We start from the raw sequence: 22,424 nt of genomic DNA on the forward strand, positions 1-22,424 counted from the left end.
ATCAGATAAAACTAACTCCAAGTCTATTTATTATTTCTCTTGCAATCTCCGCAGGCGTAAGTTCGTCGGTATCTATGATAATATCAGCTATGCTCTCATATTTTTCCGACCTCTCACCAAGAAGATCATTTATTCTTTTAAGAGGATCATCGCTCTTAAGAAGTGGTCTTGTGGTATCTCCCTTAAGCCTGTTATAGACTGTCTGTGCCTTTGTCCTTAGATAAACAATTTTTCCTGCCGCCTTAAGGAGCTCACCATTTTTTTCTCTAAGAGGAAGGCCTCCTCCAAGGGAAACTACCATATCTCTGTAATGCTCAGCAACAACAGATTCAATAAGTTCTGTCTCCATGTCTCTAAATGAAGCTTCGCCGTCCTGTTCAAATATCTCCTTGATGGTTCTTTCCTCAGCCTCTTCTATGGCCTTATCCGTATCTAAAAGTTCCATATCGAGTAAAGCTGCGAGTTCTTCAGCCACAGTAGACTTGCCGCTCCCCATAAAACCCTCAAGAATAATATTTCTCGCGCCTATAATCTCAAGCTCAAGCAGCCTGTACACTTCATCAGCCTGCTCTCTGCTCACCTTTATCTTTTCATCTCCCTCTTCATTATTCCATAACTCAAATGCGTCTATTCCCTGATAAAGCAGCATCTTAAGACCGGAATATGCCGTCGCTCCTGCCTCTTTTACCAATTTCATAAACTTAGTTTCGATAGGGCGATAAATCATATCCATCGCAACACTTACATGCTTATAAAACTCACTATCCTCGATAACAGCGCTGTTCACATCCGGGAAAAGCCCTACAGAGGTGCATTGCAGCACGATAAACTTATCTTCTTTATATAAATCCTTATAATCCTCAAGACGCATGGGAATTACAATCTGAGGATACTCCGAATCTTCGCCGTTTGCAGGAATTCCATCCGCAGTCAGCTTCTCATCATTCCCATACTCAAAGATAGCCTTGTTTACTTCATCAGCCACGCTCTCAGCCTTATCATAAGTTCTGTTCAAAAGAAATACTTTCTCAGCGCCCTTTGTTCCGCAAAGAAACGCTGCAGGCCTTGCTACGCCCCCTGCTCCAAGAATGACCACTGTTTTTCCCTGAAAATCTACTCCCTCCTCCTGTAAGAAACGGTAAAGGCCTGTCATATCCGTATTATAGCCCTTAAAGCCGCCATTTTTCATTCTGACTATGGTATTTACCGCCCCTATTCCCTTTGCCAGAGGATCAATATCATCAAGGTACGGAATCACTTCATTCTTATAAGGAATTGTAACGTTCAGCCCAAGAATATTAAGAGCCTTTGCACCTTTTACCGCGTCCTGAATACTGCCTGAAGGCACTTCAAAAGGGACGTAAACCATATTGATGCCAAACATCTGCGCAAGGTTATTATGTATAAACGGAGAAAGCGTATGCCTTGCCGGATTCGCTAAAAGTCCACATGTTCTTGTATTACCATCAGTATAATTTACCATTTGTCTGCCTCCCCAACGCGTACATTATTTTTGGTCTATTTTACACCAAGCGTAACTTTCTATTCAAGGATAAAAAGACATGCATACAAAGCTGAACTATTATATTTAAAATGACATTTATTCATATTAAAAGAAAAAGAACCATGCATCGAACACGGTTCTTTCATAATCATGATGTAAAGTTCAAAAGTGATGTCACGGATTGTTCCGAACAATGTACTCAAACAATTCTTCGAAATAATTACAGTTTAATTACAACTCCATCACCGGTATCTGCAATAATCTTGTTTTCTTTTTCAACATTCACACTGCTTCCTACAAAATACTGATACTCATGTAAAATATGGTCTTTTCTCATTCCGGAAATAGCGTTTCTCATATCATCAGAAGCAAGTCCTCTTTCACCCATGATATCTAGTGAAGAAGCATCATAAACACCAAAGGTAATCGCAACGTTCTCAATCGAAGCATTTTCTCTTACCGGTATCTCAGCTACTGACAAATCAAATTCTTTTTCGCTTCCAGATTTTTGTTTCTCCTGCTGATTGGTCTCAGGATGCTGCTTTTCATTTAAAAGAGTCCTCTCATCGACCTTAAAATCATTAGACGCAGGAGGAATGCTATAAGCATTATAATTACTTATATACCCGCCTAATCTGTTCAATATTATCTCCCCATCCTTTCCAACATATCCGCCATTACTCTCAACTTATATATCGGAAAATTCATACTTTTCTTAATATGATTATATAAAAAAATGCGTCCCCTGTCTTGCACTAATTTATCATAAACACACATCACTTAATTCGCAGTTACTGTTCACTCGCTATCAGCTCGCTCCAGTAACAAATTATATGTCTATTTGCAGAACAATATTCTACTTCCTGATTCCCGCAGCCTGCAGTAGTTGCTTTGTATAATCAGCCTTGGGATTTTTGTACATTTCCCTTGTGTTGCCGTACTCTACGACTCTTCCATTTTTCATTACAAGACAATTATCACTTATCTGATATACAACCCTGAGATCATGTGAAATAAATATTATTGAAATTCCAAGCTTTTTATGAAGATTAGTCAAAAGCTCCATTATCTGAGCCTGAATTGTTACATCCAAAGCAGAAACCGGCTCATCAGCAATAAGAACCTTGGGATTTCTCATAAGAGCCATGCCTATGCATACTCTCTGCCTCTGTCCTCCGGAAAGCTGAGAAGGATATCTGTCAAGCATAGATAACGGAAGTTCAATCTCCTTCATTATCTCCTCAACTCTTTTCTTTCTCTCTTCCTTGGTCCATTTACGCTGAGTATCAACTTTTAACGGCTCTTCCAAAAGCCAGCCGATCTTTTTGGCAGGATTAAGCGAATTATATGGATCCTGAAAAACCATCTGCGGTCTCTCGTACTTTTGCCATATTTCACCGTTATAATCTCTGTTTATGCCAACGATTGCCCTGGCAAGCGTAGATTTACCGCAACCGGATTCTCCTGCGATTGCAAGCACTTCGCCCTCTTTCATTTCCAAAGAGACATCAAACAGCGCCTGAATCTTCTTATCTTTTTTTGAAAAGAGCTTTCTTTTCCTGTTTTTGTAAAAAACATTCAGGTTAGTCACTCTTAAAACAACATCATTTTCCATCTGACACCTTGTTTTTCATTAAATATCTATTTTAGGAATTGCCGCTATAAGCTTTTTTGTATACACATCCCTTGGATTCATGAAAACACTTTTAGTCGGGCCACTCTCAACTATTTTGCCCTTCTGCATTACAATTACCCTCTCACAGAGCTGATTCACAAGACTAAGGTCATGTGAGATAAAAATAATTGAGGTTCCTTTTTCTTTGTTAAGCTTTTTAAGAAGTTCAACTATCTGTGCCTGAACAGTTACGTCAAGAGCTGTTGTGGGCTCATCAGCGATAAGGATCTGCGGATTACCTATCATTGCAGCAGCTATCATTACTCTCTGTCTCATTCCGCCTGACAATTCATGAGGATACATATAATAGACATCCTCTGCATTTTCAAGGCCTACATCCTTTAGCATATCGATAGCAAGCTTTTTTCTTTCTTTTTTCTTTATCTCCGGATGATGAATAAAAAGCGGTTCCTCGACCTGCCAACCGATGCGTTTAACCGGATTAAGACTTGTCATTGGCTCCTGGAAAATGATTGAAATCTCATCTCCCTGAAACGAACGAAGCATCTTTCTGTCACAGGTAAGAAGATCCTGGCCCGCAAACATTATTCGGCCCGTCTTGGAAATCGCATGTCTGTTCAAAAGACCTGCAATCGCAAGCGCGCTCATACTCTTTCCCGAGCCTGACTCTCCGACAATACCAACTATTTCGCCCTTGCCAAGCATCAGATCAAAGTCTTCAACTGCTGTCTCCGGCTGATCCGAATCATGAAATTCTATATGAAGATCCGTAACGTCTAATATTATTTCCATCTCTTGATTCCCTCCCCAAGAAATGCAAATCCAAGAACCATAAGAACTATTACAAGTCCCGGACATAAGACATAACTTGGTCTGGTAAACATATATTGCTGTGCATCAGATAACATTCTTCCAAGACTTGCATACGGAGGCTGTGAGCCTACTCCAAGATAACTTAGTCCCGCTTCTGCAAGCACCGCGTTGTTAAAGCCTATAAGAATCGAAGATGCCAGTACTCCCTTGATATTTGGAAGAATATGCACAAATATCATCCTGAGGTCCGATACCCCTATCAGTCTGGCATTTTCAATATAATCCATATTTTTACAGCGAAGAACTTCGCCTCTTACTATTCTGGCAAAGCTTGGCACAAACGCTATTCCAAGTGAGACCACAAGCTGTACCCAACCTACACCAAAAACACTTACGATTACCAGCGCCAAAAGAATACTTGGAAATGCGAACAGCGCATCAATTATTCTCATTACCACTTCATCAATAATGCCGCCATAGTAACCTGTAATGGCCCCGATAATAGTGCCAAGTCCTGCACCGATGATAATCGTTCCGATAGCGATCATCAGTGTAACTCTGCTACCATACATCACTCTGCTGAATACATCACGTCCCATATTGTCAGTTCCCATAATGTGTTTTAATGAGATTCCCTGAAGCTTCTCTGCTGCATTCATTTTAGTAGGTTCATACGGCATCCAGAAGCATCCGACAATGATCATAAGAAGAACCATTCCCATGATCACAGTCCCAAACAAAAGATATGGATCCTTTATGAACTTTTTGATATTGTTCTTAGCCATTTTAGCCATTACTCATCTATTCCTATTCTCGGGTCAATTATCCTGTAAATAATATCCACCAAAAAATTAATTCCGATAACAATCATCGCAATTCCCATTATTATTGCCTCAACAACAGGATAATCCCTGTTACTGATGCTGGTAAGCAGTATTCTGCTTATTCCGGGAATGCTGAAAACCTGTTCAACAACGATACTTCCTGCCACCATATCGGCAAGCGCCATTCCAAGGAAAGTTATGACCGGTATCATTGCATTTTTAAGCACATGTCTGTAAAGCACTCCATTTGTATTATTTCCACGGCTGTAGGCAGTTCTGGCATAATCCTTAGCTGCTTCGTCAATAAGATTGCCTCTAAGCATCTTGACCGTCATGGATATCTTAGGAAGTGCAATAGCCAAAGACGGAAAGAAAAGATATCTGAAAAATCCTTTCAGATTATCCGTATAGGATACAAATCCTCCCGGTGTAAATAATCTAAATATCATTCCAAAAACGAAAGTAATAAGTATTCCTGAAAAAAACGGCGGTATAGCCATTATAACCTGATTTATAACAGTAATTGTCCTATCAAGAAGTCCGTTCTCATACTTGGCTGTAAGAATTCCAAGCGGGATAGAAACAAGAACTGTAAGAATAAAAGCATATATTCCCAAAGTAAATGTGATTGGTATCTTACTTGCGACCATACCAGCAACCGGAACGCTGTAAGTGTAAGAAGTACCAAAATCACCATGTAAAAACGCAAAAAACCATCTAAAATACCTTACCAGGAGCGGGTCATTTAACCCCATTCTCTCTCTTGTCTGTTCAACCAGTTCCGGTGATGCCTCAAGTCCAAGCATTCTGACTGCAGGGTCACCCGGAAGCACATTAAAAGCGAGGAATACGCATAATGAAACCACCACCAAAGTCACTATCATAGATGAAAGCTTTTTAAGTGTATATTTCATATTCATATTCCTCGCTATAAATTCATTGTATTGTAGCAAAAGACATATTAGTATAACCGTCATCTGCTAATATTATTAAACTATTACTGTCCATTCAGATGCAGCTTACATTTCTGTCTAAGCAGCAACATTAGGTTCATTCTGCCGGTTTGATCTTGGCAATGTTCTGAACATAAAGTGGATAAAATACATATCCTGTAAATTTCTTGTTAAGCACTACAAACTCAGGAAGATCCTGAATATATACGCTTGCTGCTTCCTCTGAAAGAATAGTCTCACACTCTTTGTAGAACTTAGTCTTTTCAGCATCATCAGTTGTAGACTGCGCATTCTTGTATGCTGTATCATATGCTTCACTGTTGAAGTTTACGAAGTTCTTTCCTGCGTCAGATACATATCTTGAAAGAAGAGCTGATGCAGAAAGTGTTGAAGCATCGATTCCAACTACTGTAGCCTCATACTGTCTTCCGGAATAAACATCACTAACCCATGAATTCCACTCGATTTCCTGAATGTTTGCTGTAACGCCTATTTCCTTGAGTTCCTCAGCAATTACCTGTGCTGTGTCAACATGCTGACCATAGTTGGATGGAACTGTAATTGTAAATTCAAAGCCATCTGGATATCCGGCTTCTTTAAGAAGTTCTTTTGCCTTCTCTGTATCTGTATTGTATGTGTCATTGAGTTCAGGCATATAATACTTGGTAAATGCAGGGAACATAGCACTTCCAACTTCTGTTCCTGCTCCGTCTGATACGAAATCCATAATCTGCTGAGGGTCAACCGCATAGCAAAGTGCCTGACGAACTCTCACATCATCAAATGGTTTAACCGCATTGTTAAGATAAAGAGCCTGTACAAGGTTCATAGTTCCTTCATATACCTGGAACTTATCAGATAGCTGATTTACCTGTGTGCTTGTCACACGCGCCATCATATCGATTGAACCGCCTTCAAGGTCCATTACGATAGCATCCATATTTGACTCGATCTTAAATACAACGTCCTTGATGTATGCCTTTTCACCCCAATAATCATCGAATCTTGTAACGATGAAATTCTCCTGTGGTGAATTAGAAACATATTTGTATGGACCAGTTCCGATAGGTGTTGTCTCCGGATGCTCGTTAGCTGCAGGAATTATTGCAACTGTAAGCTGAGTAAGGAAATCTGAATCTGCATCCTTAAGTACAACTTCTACATGGCTGTCATCTACAATATTTACACTATCAATCTGTGCATAAGCGCGGATAAGTGGCTCGCTGCCATCAACGCCCATATTTCTTTCAAGGGAATATTTAATATCCTCTACAGTAACTAATGAACCATCATGGAATTTGATTCCATCACGTAATGTAAATGTGTAAACTTTACTGTCTTCTGAGATTGTGTATTCACTGGCTACAGCAGGGTTAAGATTACCGTTTTCGTCTGCTTTGACAAGGCCCTCAAAAATATTGTAGAACACTTCTCTGGTTCCTGCCCCCGTTGAATTGTGAGGGTCAAGTCCGTCGATATCCTGAGGTATACCTACGATAAGCTTAGAAAGATCATCCGCAGTTTCTGTTGTGGAGCTTTCAGCTGTGCTTGCTACTGTATCTGTAGCTGCCTCTGTTCCATTACTGCTATTTGCGGAATCTCCTGCCTTGTCGCTTGAACATCCGCTCAATGCAACAGTCAGTGTTGTTAACACGACCATCAGAAGTGAACAACCTGCCTTTCCAATAGTTCTTCTTCTCATCATGTTAAAATCTTCCTCCTATATAATTGTAAAATTGCTGCTTCATTGAAAGAAGTCAGCGACTGTGACACAGATATTGCTTTAAACAATAGTCTCTTTTGTCACAATGACAAATATACGGCTTTGACAAAGATTTGTCAACATGACATACGGCCTAAACATATAAAAAAAGCTCCGCATAAAAGCATCATATACAACTCTATGCGAAGCCAAAAATATCACTCTTTCTTAAGGAGCGGCGTATTCTTATTGGTTGAATCTGTGATGGTTCCCTCAGCCTCTTTTCTAAGAACAGACTTAAGTTCATCCATAAAGGTATTAACATCCTTGAATTCTCTGTAAACAGAAGCAAAACGAACATATGCAACAGGATCAAGGTTCTTCATCTTATCCATTACAATTTCACCGATTGCACGGCTCTGTATTTCTTTCTGTTCCATGTTGAATACTTCTGTCTCAACAGCATCTACAAGCTGTGTGATCTGTTCTGCGCTTACCGGACGTTTATGACATGCTCTGAATACACCTGCTTCTATCTTAGCTCTGTCATAAGGCTCGCGAATATCTCCTTTTTTAATAACAATAAGTGGAATAGTCTCAACCTTTTCATAAGTTGTAAAACGCTTACCGCATGAATCGCATACCCTTCGCCTTCTTATAGATGTATTCTCATCAGCAGGCCTTGAATCAATTACTCTTGTGTCATCTTTTCCGCAAAAAGGGCATTTCATTTCCATACCTCCATCAACAAAACTTTAGTACTGTATATTGTGCAAATAATAAAGCGCTCTACCATTTATTGTATCATCAATTTTTACTCTTTTCTACAATTTATTAACAAAGAATAAAATTATAAATGAAATTGCAGAAATACACAAAAAACCCTCCTGTAATCAAACAAGAGGGTTATCATCAATCATTTATTTTCTTTGAAGGAAATCCGGAATCTTAAGAGATTTAGGTTCTACTGTGCTCTTAATCTCTGATGGCTTATTAAGAGTAAGAGTTGAAGTAGGTCTTGGAATATTAACTGTATTTACTGGCTCTGGAGCAACCGTGCTAGGTGTAACAACTGACTGTAAAGGTGTGATTGGCTGCGTCTGAACCGGACTCACAGTTGGCTGAACCTGTGTCATTCCCATTGGAGCTGCCTGTGGCTGCTGAGGAATCGGCTGTGCAGCCGGCTTACTTGGAAGCGGAATTTCATTAGCCTTATCCTCAATACCTGTAGCAATTACAGTAATTGTACATGTATCAGTCTTGGTCTCATCATACATAGCACCAAAGATAACATTAGTATCATCTCCTGCAAGACTACGAACATACTCTGAAGCATCTGATGCATCAGCGAGTGTTATATCACCGGAAATATTGATAATAACATTTGAAGCGCCATTGATCTGTGTCTCAAGAAGAGGACTCTCTACTGCCATCTTAACAGCATCTGTAGCCTTATCATCGCCCTTACCGCTACCGATACCGATATGCGCAATACCTCTGTCCTTCATAACAGTCTGAACGTCAGCAAAGTCAAGATTGATTACAGCAGGTACATTAATAAGGTCAGTAATACCCTGTACTGCCTGCTGAAGAACCTCATCAGCCTTCTTAAGAGCATCAGGCATTGTTGTACGTCTGTCTACAATCTCAAGAAGCTTATCGTTAGGGATAACAATAAGTGTATCTACATTACTCTTTATATTCTGAATACCGAGCATAGCGTTCTGCATACGAACTCTTGCCTCAAACTTAAAAGGCTTTGTAACTACGCCAACAGTAAGGATACCCATTTCCTTGGCAAGTTTGGAAACAACAGGAGCTGCACCTGTACCGGTTCCGCCGCCCATACCGCAAGTAACAAATACCATGTCTGCGCCCTTCAACGCTGCTGATATTTCCTCTGCACTCTCCTCGGCTGCCTTCTGACCAATCTCAGGCTTTGCACCTGCACCAAGTCCCTTAGTAAGCTTCTCACCAATCTGTAGAAGCTTAGGTGCCTTACAAAGCTGAAGTGCCTGCTTATCAGTATTGATACCAATAAACTCAACACCAGTAATATTCTCATCTACCATTCTATTTACAGCATTATTACCTGCGCCGCCAACCCCGACAACGATGATTTTGCAGCCAGATTCAGCCTCATTTGACTTAATCTCCAGCAAGATAACTCCTCCTTCATAAACCTCATAAACTACTAATAGTTATGATACGATTTTTTTTTTTATTTATCAACCAGTTTTTTAATACTTAATTTATAATTTTGCGAAGAAATTTTATTGCTTTTTTTCCTCAAATGTGACGTTCTTTTTATCTTCGCTAAAATCCTTCATTTCCAATATTCCTTTTTTGTCAGCCAGATTAGGAAGTATATATTGAAGCTGAATAATCTTTTCATCAATATAATCATTAGTTCCAAGACTGACCTCAACGTCATCAAAATATAAGTATACATTATATTCCGAATCAAAAAAGATTTTATTTGCATTTAGCTGATATTTATCCAAAAGCTGCGTGATATCAAGTATCTCGGAAAACACCTTCTCATTCTCTACAGGAAGCTTCTCATACAATATGCAATAATGAAAGTCCAGCCCCATGACCTGCGGAACACTGTCTGATGTTTCCATCGAGCTTTCAACAACTATACCATCCCTGTCAAAGTACATGTAATGCCCAAGATATGCGATATATCCGGCAACAGCCTTCTCGTAGACATTTATTCTTACAGTGTCAGGCGATATTATGTCAACATCCATTTTTTGAACAAACGGAATATCTTCAATGCTCTTATCTCTATATTTAAGTGAAAGAAAAATCGAATTATGACTAAGTTTATCAGTCATTACCATATCGATTATCTCTTCATTTGTATAATGCGTATTTCCATTTACATATATGTTTGTGATCGTATACTTTGTCGACACATAATTAAAAACTATAAAAGCCACAGCAAACAGCATAAGGATTATAGCAAAAATAATGCATATACTGCGGCTATATTTCAAAAGATTTTTAAGCGACTCCAACGGATGAAAATCCGCAAGCCTTTCGCCAAGGCTCGGAGTGTAATCATCATAATAATAGTCTCTTGTCCGCCTTCGCAGAACTTTTCTTTTTCGCTTCTTTACCATAATGCCATTATCGTCCTATATTTCGCGCAACATTCAGAGTCATTCCAACTTCCGCAAGCTGAATGATAACAGCCGAACCGCCATAGCTTATAAATGGCAAGGTAATTCCGGTGTTTGGTATTGTGTTTGTTACAACTGCAATATTCAGAATAACCTGAATAGCAATGTGTCCCATTACACCGATTACCAAAAGCGCGCCAAACATATCCGGAGCATTATTGGCAATTACCATAAGTCTCCATATAAGAAGAATGAACATAATCATAACAGCAATTGCGCCAAACAAGCCAAGTTCCTCGCAAATGATAGAGAAAATCATATCATTCTGTGCCTCTGGAAGCTTCATCTTCTGCATGCTCTCTCCAAGACCTTTGCCAAAGATACCGCCCGATCCAATTGCATAAAGAGCCTGGAGCGTCTGGAAACTCTTGTCACTGGCATACGCATTGGGATCAAGCCATGCCAGAATACGTTCAAAACGATAGTTCTTACCGCCGTTATCCTTCGAATTAACTACAATCATAATTACTGCTGCTATAAATGCCGCCAGCGCCAAGCCCCCGAGTATATATCTCTTGTACCCCGGAGTAGCCACAAAAAGCATAATTACCGTTATTCCGATTATAATAACTGCCGAGCTTAAGTTTCTGGTGATCTTATATACCATAAATGCCAAAATTGCCGGAAAAAGAATAGCAATTCCAAAGCCTTTTGGCGTAGTAAGATTTTTTTGAAGCTTGATAATAATTGTCGCAGTAAAAACTATTGTCGCAACCTTTGCAGCCTCCGCAGGCTGAATTGACACACTTCCGATATATATCCAACGTCTTGCTCCATTAATAGTTCTTCCAAACGGAATAACCAGTATAAGAAGCAGGGCCGCCACTCCGTATATTATAACTGTCATTTTTTGCCATAACTTATACGGAATAAAAGAAATCACAATCATAAACGAAAGTCCGATTATAGTTGGCAATAGCTGATGCTTGAAATAATAAGCAGGATCACCTGTTTGTAAATTAGCATCGTAAGAACTTGTAGAATATAGCATTATAAGCCCAAACATAACCAAAAACAAGATTATAAATATCAGGCTGTAATCCACATATCTCTCTTCCCTTTGTTTCTTTAATGTAGCTGTTCTATTCAAATTCATCCCCCATAAAACAGGCATTTCTTGTTAATACCATTCCCATAAGATATACATTCATTACCACTCAAAAATCGCAGTAATTACGCGTTTCTGCAATTCTTTCAGACATAAAATATCATCGATCAATCCGGGAGTTTATTTACATATTCCTTAAACTTCTTTCCTCTTGTCTCATAGTTAGGGAACATATCCCAGCTTGCACAGGCAGGTGATAAAAGAACTGCATCACCGGGCTCTGCATTTTCTGTACAGAATCTAAGTGCATCTTCATAGGTATCCTTGAACACAAAATTGTTAAAGCCGTGCTTTTTCGCACATTCTGCAATTTTTTCCTTAGTCTGTCCTATAAGAACAAGGAGTTTGACTGTATCACCAAAGTTTTCAATCCACTCATCATATTCGTTGCCTTTATCATAGCCACCACCTATAAGAATAGTAGGCTTGCTCATCGCTCTGATTCCCTGGATCGCTGCGTCAGGATTAGTTCCCTTTGAATCATTATAATAATCAACGCCCCTCTTGGTTGCAACAAATTCGATTCTGTGTTCCACTGCCTTAAAGTTTCTGATAACGCTAAGAATAGTAGCAAGCGGCACATCCATTGCAAGTGACATAGCAAGGGCAGCCATAACGTTCTCGATATTGCACATTCCAACCAGATTCATATCATGAACATTCATCACTTTCATGGCATTTCCTGCGGTTGCCATATAAATGTCCTCGCCATCAAGATAAAAGCCATCCTGAAGCTTTTCTTTTGATGAAAAGAAAACAACCTTTGCAGGACATCTCTTCCCGAAGTCCCTTGTATATTCATTGTCATAGTTAAGGACACAGGTATCCTCTTTTGTCTGATTATGCGCAATATTCTCTTTCATGGAAGCATAGCATTCCATTGTATGATGTCTGTTAAGATGATCAGGCGTTACATTTAATATAGCAGAAACATTGGCATGAAAATTATCTACTGCCTCTAACTGAAAAGAGCTTATTTCTCCTACAGTAACTGAAGAATCCGTCATCTCAAGCGCGCTCTCCGCATAGGAAACGCCAATGTTACCAACAACATATGCTTTTCCAAAATGAGCTTTCATTATTTCGCCAACCAAAGTAGTTGTTGTTGTCTTGCCATTTGTTCCTGTAATTGCTACAAACTTACCCTTTGCAAAATTAAAAGCAAGCTCTATCTCACTCCAAATAGGAATATTTCTATCCTTTATACGCATTATTGTTGGTGTATCAAGAGGTACTGCAGGACTTGGAACAACCAGTGATATTTCATCAAGAACTTCATCAGAAATTGTTCCTATTATAATCTGAGTATTCTCACGGTCTGCATCATGTAGTTTCCCTCTGATGTCATCTTCAGATACTTTTGTATTCTCCTCAAGCATTATCGGAACTGCGCCAACCTTATTAAGAAGGCTCACTGAGCCGACTCCTGATAAACCAGAGCCTATTACAAGTACCTTTTTTCCTTTTAATTCCGCTACCATTTGCTTTTTCCTCGTAATTATATTGTTTTTTCGTTAAACTATCACAGTTAGTAATCATTCACCGTTATTTTCCTCGGCACTGCCATCTGGCTCTGCTCCTCCCTCAAAATCAGGAAGTGTATCCGCTCCGGAAGGACTTCCATTATTCGGGTCAAGAAGCTTCCCTGTATCTGGGTCAATATAATACCCCGTCTCAGGGTCTACGTCAAATGACTGCCAAATTGAAGATCTGCCAGATTCTTCCTGTGTTTCTTCTACGGTTATCTCTACAGTCTCTTCCGAGTTCTGGCCTTCTTCGCCTTCATTTCCTTCAGCATTTTCCTCGGCTCCCTCTTCAGTTTCCGTAGCAACCGGAGTAACCATCTTTTCCCTGAGCTCAGCAAGTTCAGTCTGTTCAGACTCAGAAAGTTCCTCAGTCATAGGGAAATTCAGATATGGAAGAGCCTCTGTAAGAATGCTTCTCACAAGTAAAGTTGCCAGCCTTGTTGCTGTATCCTGATATTGCACATTTGGTCTGTCTACAACAACATATATTGCTATCTTAGGGTCATTAGCAGGAGCATATCCCATAAAAGAAAGTACATACTGCCTGTTTTTTCTGGGAAGTGTCTGCGCTGTACCAGTTTTTCCGCCTATCATGTAGCCTGCAGGTCTTGCAGTTTTACCCGTTCCTTCGTCACTGGAAACTACTTTATTACAATACTGAATTACTTTTTCAGAAGTGCTTGCGGAAATAGTCTGTCTAAGAACCCTTGGCTCTATGCTTTTTACCGTCGCACCGCTTGAATTAATAATTTTCTTTACAATGTGTGGTTCATAATAATATCCGCCATTGATCAGTGAGCAAAAGCTTGTGATCATCTCTATCATGTCCACGTTGAAGCCCTGGCCGAAAGTATTGGTCGCAAGTTCAGTCGGTCCCATATTTGAAGCATTATAGGTAAGCCCCTCAGTTCTTGCCTCACCTGCAAGGTCAATGTTAGTCTTTAGACCAAATCCGAAATTCTTCTGAAATGTTGTAAAATTATTAACTCCTATAGCCTGACCGATATACATCATCGCTACGTTACAGGATATCGCAATACCTCTCTCAACAGATACTGCGCCATCACCATATGTATTATGGCAGGAAATATCCCAGCCACCCACATTCAGATAGCCTTTACAATTATACACTTCATTTCCCGTGATAGCACCTGTTTCAAGGCCCGTTGCCACAGTAAACGGCTTAGCGACAGATCCCGGCTCATATGTATCTGCTATGCAAAAATTCTTCCAAAGCGCATTATAATTCTGATAAAGCTGTTCATCAGAAAACTCTTCAAGCATCTCTTCCGTAATATATACACCTGAATCATAGATGCTCTCTCCCTTAACTTTATTACCCTTTTCATCTACCGCAGGCATACCAAGCAGTTTGGACTTGTCCCTTGGATTATTAAGATCAAAATTAGGGTAGCTCGCCATCGCCATTACTTCCCCGGAATCCACATCCATTATGATGCAACCCACGTTGTTGGCGCCATTTCCATATCTTACGTTATTCTGATAAGTCTCGTTAAATTCATTCAGATGTTTCTCAACGATATTCTGAAGATTTCCATCTATTGTAGTAACTATACTGTCGCCATCAGTTGCCGGTATTGTTGTCCTCTCAAGATTGGAATCATCATCCAGATACCCGTACTCTCGCCCCATCGTACCGCTAAGTGTATCGTTGTAATACTCCTCAAGTCCATACATTCCGTTGTTATCACCTGATGTGAAGCCTATTACATCACATGCAAGTGACCCATTGGGATATTTGCGGATATATCCGGATTCAAACCAGATTCCCTGAATGTTCTCATCATAATTATCTGTACCGGGAGTTATCATCTCCTGAAAATTAGCTATCTGATCAAAAGAAAGTTTTTTAGCAAGTATATAATACTGAGAAGTCGGATTTTCTTTGAGATACGCTCTTATCTGTGAAATATCCAGATCAAAATTTGAAGAAAGCGCATTTAATGTTGGCTCTAAATATTTTTCATCTCGTAAAAGAATTTTTGCGTCAAGTATAAGATTATATACTTTTTCGCTGTATGCAAGGATTGTTCCGTTGGCATCAAGGATTTCTCCTCTTCTGAAAGGTAATGTCTTCGAATCATACTGCTGTTGTGATAAAACCTGTCTTTCGTATTCTTCTCCGTTATTTTTCGTTATCAGAATAAGTCTTACCCCTAATCCAACGAAAGCCAGTAGTACCAATGTAAATAGCACTACCAGCTTTTTCTTCATCCAAATTGTAAACTTTTGGCCAACTTTTTTTCTATTACGTTTCATTTGCTATACATCACTTTCCATCGCTTTCAGGAATAGGCGCTACCTGACGAACATAATCATTCCCACCACCATCAGAATATGTAACTATCTGACCTTCTGTAGCGTATGACATTCCGTATTCCTGGATGGCTATTCTTTTCACTTCATCGAGATCCAAGTTGCCATTCGCTCTATTATACGCCTCATCATTCTCCTGTTTCAATGTATTAAGTTGACTTTCTAAACTGGCTATATTTTTGACACTGCCCTGTATCTGTGACTGCAATGAGATGTACCACGCAAGTGTTGCCGCCATCATCATTACTGCCAGAGATAAAAACAAAAGATAACCAAGGCTCATATGATGTCTTCTGGTTCTTGAAGGTTCATGAACATGGTAATATCTACTGTCATGAACCGGCTCTTTTACTTTTCTAACAGTATTCCCATACACGTATCTGTTTGCCATGTCCAACCTCCTTCTTATAGTAGTCTTGCTCATATGAGCTATAGTTTGTTAAGAAAATACCGACCAAATCAATAATGTCAGCATCTTATATTCACTAAATCAATTCATTGCTTTCTCAAAGACTCTAAGTTTAGCGCTTTGAGATCTCTTATTTTCTGAAAGTTCCTCTTCACTTGGTAAAATGGGTTTCCTTGTCACCACTTTACCCTTGGACTTTTTGCCACATACACATACCGGAAAATCAGACGGGCATGTACATGGATTTTCATTTTTCCTGAAATTGTTCTTGGTTATTCTATCCTCCAGAGAATGGAATGTAATTACGCAAAGCCTTCCACCCGGATTCAGGAAATCAATAAAACCATCCAGTGAGTTCTGAAGAACATCAAGTTCTCTGTTAAGGGCAATTCGAATTGCCTGATAAGTTCTCTTGGAAGGATGTCCTCCCTTTTCTCGCATCTTGGCCGGAATAGCTGCCTTAATTATGTCATTTAGCTGAAATGTTGTTTCAATAGGCGCTTTGCTTCGCTCTATACAAATATGCTTTGCTATATTCTTGGCAAATTTATCTTCTCCATAATCTCTGATAATATGGAAAATCTCAGTTTCGGAATAATTATTAACTATGTCTCTGGCTGTGAGTGTCTGCCTCTGGTCCATTCTCATATCAAGCGGAACATCTTCCTTATAAGTAAAGCCTCTGTCTGCGTTATCAAGCTGATATGAAGAAACACCAAGATCAAGTAAAATCCCATCAACTCCGGTAACTCCCAAAGCTCTCAATCTGTCAACAGCATTCTCATAATTGTCTCTTATGATGGTAACTCTGTCTGCGAATGGCTCAAGGCGCTTCGTTGCAGCATTTATTGCAGCTTCATCCTGATCTGTTCCATATAGATGACCACCATCGTTAAGTCTCTCAGCTATATGAAAAGAATGTCCTGCTCCGCCCAATGTCCCGTCAAGATAAATACCATCCGGCTTAATATTCAGATTTTCCAGGCACTCCTCAAGGAGTACAGAATAATGTTTAAATTCCATGTCTCTACCACTTTAAACCCGAAACCAATCATCAGATCATCACATTATTAAATGCTAAGTCCGTATTCACTCATCTTGGCGGCTATCTCGTTAATGTCATCAAAGCTGCAAGCCTTCTCCCACTCTTCCTTGCTCCAGATTTCTGCCCTGTTACCAACACCGGCAATCACAGCCTCTTTCTCGATCTTGGCATATTCAAGAAGATTGGTGGGAATATTTATTCGTCCCTGCTTATCCACTTCAGCATCACAGGCTCCTGAGATAAAAAAGCGGCTCAATGCTCTAGCACCGGGATTATCCATAGGAAGTTTCTGAATCTTACCCTCAAACACTTCCCACTCATCATTGGAGAACACAAATAAACATCCGTCAAAGCCCTTAGTAACCACAAACTGTTCACCAAGAAGTTCACGGAATTTAGCAGGTATTATGAGTCTTCCCTTGGCGTCTATGGAATGACTATATTCTCCTTTGAACGCTGCTCCCACTTATCTACCACTTTCAACCACTTTTTGACACTTTTTACCACCTGATTGTATTATAAGATATTTTTTTTCATTAAACAACCCTGTTTTCCGCACTATCCAGGTAAAGCAACAAAAAAATCCACCCAACAACAAATAGTTGGGTGGATATAAAACATTCCATCAATATATAGTTATAAAAAAATATAACTTTTTATAAAATCATAAAAATAATCGCTCCGTCGCCTCAAGCAGCAATCTCTCTTATTCAGATACAGGCCAGGTTTCAGCCTTGTTTTTCCCAAGTTTAATTCTGACAACAATATCAGCAACTACCGCAAAAACGATAAGTCCTATAGCAAGCATCTGTGAAACCGGAAGTCCCAAAGAATGCATCTTAAGCTGGTCGGTTCTAAGTCCTTCAATCCAGGCTCTTCCAAGTCCATAGCCTCCCAGATAAAGAAGTACAATCTCACCGTTAAACTTCTTGTGCTTACAATATAATAGAAGAATCAGAAGCAAACAAAGATTCCAGAGACTTTCATACAAAAATGTGGGGCTAACCTGAACATAGTTGATATTACCGGTGATATGTTCCTTCATAAGTTCAGTGATCTCACCACTTCTCACCATTTCGATAGGAATTCTCATTGCAAGAAGCCCGTTTGTATATTCGCCGAAAGCTTCTCTGTTCGTAAAATTCCCCCATCTTCCAAGCACCTGCCCCAGAACAAGACCATACATAATTGTATCGGTCATCATCAGGAAGCTCTTTTTCTTTATTCTGGTGTAAATAAATGCTGTAGTAAAGCCAGCAATCACCCCACCGTAAATAGCCAGTCCGCCATTTCTGATATACAGTATGCTTATCGGGTTGCTCTTATAATAATCCCATGCAAAAAAAACATAATATAATCTCGCACCGATAATTGAAAACACTATTATATATGTAGCAATATCCCAATAATCATCAGAGTTCTGACCGGTTCTTTTTGCCATTGCAGAAATAAAAACAAGTGCAAGGAAAAATCCAAGTCCGATTATCACGCCATACAAGGCAATTGTAAAACCAAAAATCGTGAAATTCTTAGGTACATTCTCCAGATAGATATTGATATTTGGAAATGCAATATCCATCTTCCCCATTATCTCCGGCATATCATCCTCCAAACCCGCAAATTTGTGTATTTCAGCTATCTTGAATCATACATTGAATCTGAACAAAATAACGTCTCCATCCTGTACCACGTACTCTTTTCCTTCCATACGTACAAGTCCCTTTTCCTTGGCAGCTGCTATTGAACCCTCGCGAAGAAGATCTTCATAATTAATTACTTCAGCCTTAATAAATCCTCTCTCGAAATCAGTGTGGATCTTACCTGCTGCCTGTGGAGCCTTTGTTCCGATTTTGATTGTCCAGGCTCTTGTCTCATCTTCACCTGATGTAAGGAAGCTCATAAGTCCGAGTGTCTTGTAGCTTGCTGCTATAAGCTTATCAAGACCTGACTCTTCAAGTCCAAGGCTCTCCAAAAACTCAGCCTTTTCATCAGCTTCAAGTTCAGATATTTCTGCTTCAATCTGCGCACTTATCACAAATACTTCACTTCCTGACTTAGCAGCAAGGTCTCTAACCTTTGCAACATATTCATTAGAAGCGCCATCATCAGCAAGATCATCATCCTTAACGTTGGCAGCATAAATAACCGGCTTCCATGTAAGAAGATCATAACCATTCATAAGCGCAAGCTCATCTTCATCATCAATCTCAAGTTCTCTTGCCATCTTGCCTGCTTCAAGAACTTCTTTTATCTTATTAAGAAGTTCAAGTTCCTTAGCTGCTGACTTATCCATTCTTGCAGTCTTGGAAGTCTTGGCAATTCTGCGCTCAAGCACTTCAAGGTCAGCAAAAACAAGTTCAAGATTAATTGTCTCGATATCTCTTGCAGGATCAACTGAACCGTCAACATGTACTACATTAGGATCCTCAAAGCATCTTACAACATGAACAATCGCATCAGTCTCACGGATATTGGCAAGGAACTGGTTTCCAAGTCCTTCACCCTTTGATGCTCCCTTAACAAGTCCCGCAATATCTACAAATTCAATTGTTGCAGGTGTAACCTTCTTGGAATGATAAAGATCTCCTAAAAGCTTAAGTCTCTTATCCGGAACAGCAACCACACCTACATTGGGATCAATAGTTGCAAACGGATAGTTTGCAGCAAGCGCCCCCGCATTTGTAAGTGAATTAAACAGTGTACTTTTTCCAACGTTTGGAAGTCCTACGATTCCTAGTTTCATATTTGTATATTCTCCTTCTAAAAATGCTTTATTTAAGCCATTTGTTATCTCAGCTTATTGTACCGAGTACCACGCCGGGCACCATTTATCTATTATGACATAAAAATAGTCCTGACACAGCGAATATATATTACCATGTCAGGACGGATTTGTAAAAACATGCAGTAATGAACCTAGGGAATGGACCTAGGGGACGGGGTCAATGTCATTTAGATAAGAAAAAGATGTGACAGAGCAACAAGCATGATATTTATAGCGTTTACGTGAGATGCTGCTCTTTATTAGTTGTAGAACACGTAAAACTAAACAGATATTTGGAAAAAATACGTGAGGAGAGGCTTGTTAATGGGGGTGTATCACGTAGAATGCCAGAAAATCATTGCGAAAATACGTGATAACAGTCTAAAGATAAAGCTGTGTCACGTAGATATCCACGCTACTGTATAATCTGAAGAACGTAGCGTGCCTATTTCGCATTTACTGCATTTTCTTATCTAAATGACATTGGAACCGTCCCCGTGACTTCCCGTCCCCGTGATTGCCCTGACCGGTATTACATTATTTCAGCCTCTGCGCCTGATCATATATCCCCTTCAGCAGAATATCAAACTCATCAAATTTCTCCACCGCTGTCCTTGCTCCCTCTTCGCCCATACTGGACAAAGATGCCACCTGCTCACTTGTGGCGGCGAGGCTCGCAATATTATTATTGATCTCCGTTGCACTTCTTCCTATAGCTTCTATGGAAGTACCGATATCATTAAATCTTCCTATAAGGTTTCCAACGTTCTCCCCGATCTCTTCAAAAGTATCTGCGGTCTCTCTGATAAGAATGTCCTGAGCCTTGACAGACTCAGCTACCGCATTGGTAGAGTCTACCGCATTCTGAACATCAGCGGAAAGCTCCTGCATGATGCTGGTGATCTGATTTGAAGCACTGCTGGTCTGCTCCGACAGCTGCCTTATCTCATCGGCAACCACAACGAAACCTTTCCCGGCTTCTCCCGCACGCGCTGCCTCAATTGAAGCATTGAGCGCAAGAAGATTGGTCTGCTTTGATATCGATATGATGGAACCGACAATCTTCTCAACCTTTTCGACCTTCTCAGTGACAGCTTTTGTGGATGCCACCGTCTTATCACTCATCTCAACAACATTTGCGGTCTTGTCCTTGAGCTGGTCGATGACCTTAGTCCCATCAATAACGGCTTTCTGCGTGCTCTCGGACATCTCAACCATCTGATTTCTCTTGGCATCAGCCACTTCCGTCTGCTCATGGATATCTGCTATCTGATGTGACTGCTCTGTCACGGCAGCTGCGGTATTTCCTGTGCTGCCCGCAATTTCCCTCATGCCATCGTGGTTTCTTCCTATGATGCTCTTTAACTCATCGACTTCCCCATGGGCCTCATCAAACAGCCCCGTAATTTCCTTGGCGATCTCCACCATCTGGATACGGGTCTTTTCCTGGGTCTCCTGCCCTTTCTTGATGGCCTCGTCGTCCTCTCTTACCAGGGTCCGCCTCATCTTAAGCGACTCTATTCCGGCAATTCCCGCAAGAATGATTATGAAACAGGCCACAAAATGGTCCCTGGGTATCGAACCTGTAGCAATAAGATTTCTGACCAGGACAATAAGTCCGCCTATGGTCATAGCCATCTGTCCCACCACATAGAGCCTTAAGTCCAGATAAAGAATACACGACAGCATTACCGGTATCGCGAATGCATAAAAAATCATTTCATTTTGTATTATCATGATAATGATATAGTAAAGAGTCGGACCTCCCAGAATGACCACTGCGCCAAACCTGGTCTCTCTGAATTTGATAAATCCAACCGTCATCTGCAGCACACCTGCCAGGACAGCGACAATATCGATGACAAGCCCCAGGCTCATTCCGTGTGTTGTAGCATCCAGCACTACCATTAAAAGCGCAGTAAAGGCAATAATAAGGTTGATCTGAAATACTTTTTTGTTTGATCTTGCATACTGGTCAGGGGTCATATAATTATCTCCTTTAGCCATGAAAACAGAATTTAACTGTACAATAACTGACAAAATAATTATATACTATTTCGTTGTGAACAATTATTAAATAACGCTAAAACCAATCTTGCATCCGGTTATGAAGTCAGGCATGGGAAAACTATCGCCTGACCGTATGCAAGATTGGTTTTAGCAGTATCGCCCTGATCTTTACTACGGCTCAATTGTTGTATTATTGACAGGAACAACATAGAATTCTGCCTAAGACAGTACAGTGGAGTCATTGGGGACGGTTCCAATGCTATTTAGATAAGAAAACGTAGTAAATGCGAAATGGGCACGCTACGTTCTGCAGATTATTCAGTGGCGTAGACATCTACGTGACAATGTTTTATCTTTTGAATGTTATCACGTAGTTTTGCAATGATTTTCAGGCATTCTACGTGATGCACCTTCGTTAACAGACCTATCCTTACGTAATTTTTCTAAATATCTGTTCATTTCTACGTGGTCTACAACTAATAAAGAGCAACATATCACGTAGGCGCTATAAATATCATGCTTGTTGCTCTGTCACAAATTTTTCTTATCTAAATGACATTGGGACGGGGTTTGTGGTCCATTATATAGCTCAAAGTTCTGGT

Annotated in this window: 19 protein-coding genes; all 19 read right to left on the minus strand. The window is 40.0% G+C overall.

Translation table 11 applies throughout. The features are described from left to right. Position 1: 1 nt before the first annotated feature. On the minus strand, positions 2-1,483 hold the full coding sequence (locus BM086_RS15780) for a shikimate kinase (RefSeq protein WP_092329127.1): 1,482 nt from the start codon (positions 1,481-1,483) through the stop codon (positions 2-4). A gap of 241 nt (positions 1,484-1,724) precedes the next feature. Continuing rightward, the gene (locus tag BM086_RS15785) at positions 1,725-2,147 is read right to left on the minus strand and encodes a hypothetical protein (RefSeq protein WP_092329130.1); all 423 of its coding nucleotides are present in this window, start codon (positions 2,145-2,147) and stop codon (positions 1,725-1,727) included. A 213-nt stretch (positions 2,148-2,360) separates the two neighbouring features. Beyond that, complete coding sequence (locus BM086_RS15790) at positions 2,361-3,119, minus strand: ABC transporter ATP-binding protein (protein WP_092329133.1); 759 nt, start codon at positions 3,117-3,119, stop codon at positions 2,361-2,363. An 18-nt stretch (positions 3,120-3,137) separates the two neighbouring features. Next, on the minus strand, positions 3,138-3,932 hold the full coding sequence (locus BM086_RS15795; RefSeq protein ID WP_092329138.1) for an ABC transporter ATP-binding protein: 795 nt from the start codon (positions 3,930-3,932) through the stop codon (positions 3,138-3,140). After that, positions 3,923-4,738, minus strand: coding sequence for an ABC transporter permease (locus BM086_RS15800; protein ID WP_092329283.1), 816 nt, complete (start codon positions 4,736-4,738; stop codon positions 3,923-3,925). Before BM086_RS15800 ends, BM086_RS15795 begins: the two co-directional genes overlap by 10 nt. A gap of 8 nt (positions 4,739-4,746) precedes the next feature. Further along, the gene (locus BM086_RS15805; protein WP_092329142.1) at positions 4,747-5,691 is read right to left on the minus strand and encodes an ABC transporter permease; all 945 of its coding nucleotides are present in this window, start codon (positions 5,689-5,691) and stop codon (positions 4,747-4,749) included. Between the two features lie 136 nt (positions 5,692-5,827). Continuing rightward, positions 5,828-7,435 carry an ABC transporter substrate-binding protein gene (locus tag BM086_RS15810; RefSeq protein WP_330391618.1) on the minus strand — a complete coding sequence of 536 codons (1,608 nt, stop codon included), beginning with the start codon at positions 7,433-7,435 and terminating at the stop codon, positions 5,828-5,830. Between the two features lie 215 nt (positions 7,436-7,650). Beyond that, positions 7,651-8,163: a transcriptional regulator NrdR gene (nrdR, locus tag BM086_RS15815; RefSeq protein ID WP_092329146.1), complete on the minus strand. Its 513-nt coding sequence runs from the start codon at positions 8,161-8,163 to the stop codon at positions 7,651-7,653. A gap of 189 nt (positions 8,164-8,352) precedes the next feature. Beyond that, positions 8,353-9,594: a cell division protein FtsZ gene (gene ftsZ / locus BM086_RS15820; protein ID WP_092329151.1), complete on the minus strand. Its 1,242-nt coding sequence runs from the start codon at positions 9,592-9,594 to the stop codon at positions 8,353-8,355. A 111-nt stretch (positions 9,595-9,705) separates the two neighbouring features. After that, positions 9,706-10,563, minus strand: coding sequence for a cell division protein FtsQ/DivIB (locus BM086_RS15825; protein ID WP_092329156.1), 858 nt, complete (start codon positions 10,561-10,563; stop codon positions 9,706-9,708). Positions 10,564-10,570: 7 nt separating this feature from the next. After that, a complete protein-coding gene (locus tag BM086_RS15830) occupies positions 10,571-11,719 on the minus strand; it encodes an FtsW/RodA/SpoVE family cell cycle protein (RefSeq protein ID WP_092329160.1) in 1,149 nt (382 codons plus the stop codon). 119 nt (positions 11,720-11,838) lie between these two features. Then, positions 11,839-13,212, minus strand: coding sequence for a UDP-N-acetylmuramoyl-L-alanine--D-glutamate ligase (gene murD / locus BM086_RS15835; RefSeq protein WP_092329165.1), 1,374 nt, complete (start codon positions 13,210-13,212; stop codon positions 11,839-11,841). Positions 13,213-13,266: 54 nt separating this feature from the next. Further along, entirely contained in the window at positions 13,267-15,537 is a 2,271-nt protein-coding gene (locus BM086_RS15840; protein ID WP_092329168.1) for a penicillin-binding transpeptidase domain-containing protein, read from the minus strand. Positions 15,538-15,547: 10 nt separating this feature from the next. Beyond that, entirely contained in the window at positions 15,548-15,985 is a 438-nt protein-coding gene (locus BM086_RS15845) for a cell division protein FtsL (RefSeq protein ID WP_092329171.1), read from the minus strand. 99 nt (positions 15,986-16,084) lie between these two features. After that, entirely contained in the window at positions 16,085-17,026 is a 942-nt protein-coding gene (gene rsmH / locus BM086_RS15850; RefSeq protein WP_092329175.1) for a 16S rRNA (cytosine(1402)-N(4))-methyltransferase RsmH, read from the minus strand. 47 nt (positions 17,027-17,073) lie between these two features. Further along, positions 17,074-17,514, minus strand: a complete 441-nt coding sequence (gene mraZ / locus BM086_RS15855; protein ID WP_092329180.1) for a division/cell wall cluster transcriptional repressor MraZ — start codon at positions 17,512-17,514, stop codon at positions 17,074-17,076. A 240-nt stretch (positions 17,515-17,754) separates the two neighbouring features. Continuing rightward, on the minus strand, positions 17,755-18,648 hold the full coding sequence (gene lgt / locus BM086_RS15860) for a prolipoprotein diacylglyceryl transferase (RefSeq protein WP_092329185.1): 894 nt from the start codon (positions 18,646-18,648) through the stop codon (positions 17,755-17,757). A gap of 45 nt (positions 18,649-18,693) precedes the next feature. Continuing rightward, positions 18,694-19,791 (minus strand): redox-regulated ATPase YchF, encoded by a 1,098-nt coding sequence (gene ychF, locus BM086_RS15865; RefSeq protein WP_092329188.1) that lies wholly within the window; start codon positions 19,789-19,791, stop codon positions 18,694-18,696. Between the two features lie 558 nt (positions 19,792-20,349). After that, complete coding sequence (locus BM086_RS15870) at positions 20,350-21,798, minus strand: methyl-accepting chemotaxis protein (RefSeq protein WP_175560322.1); 1,449 nt, start codon at positions 21,796-21,798, stop codon at positions 20,350-20,352. Positions 21,799-22,424: the final 626 nt, after the last annotated feature.

The sequence above is a fragment of the Butyrivibrio sp. YAB3001 genome, from assembly GCF_900112195.1.
Classification (GTDB): Bacteria; Bacillota; Clostridia; order Lachnospirales; family Lachnospiraceae; genus Butyrivibrio.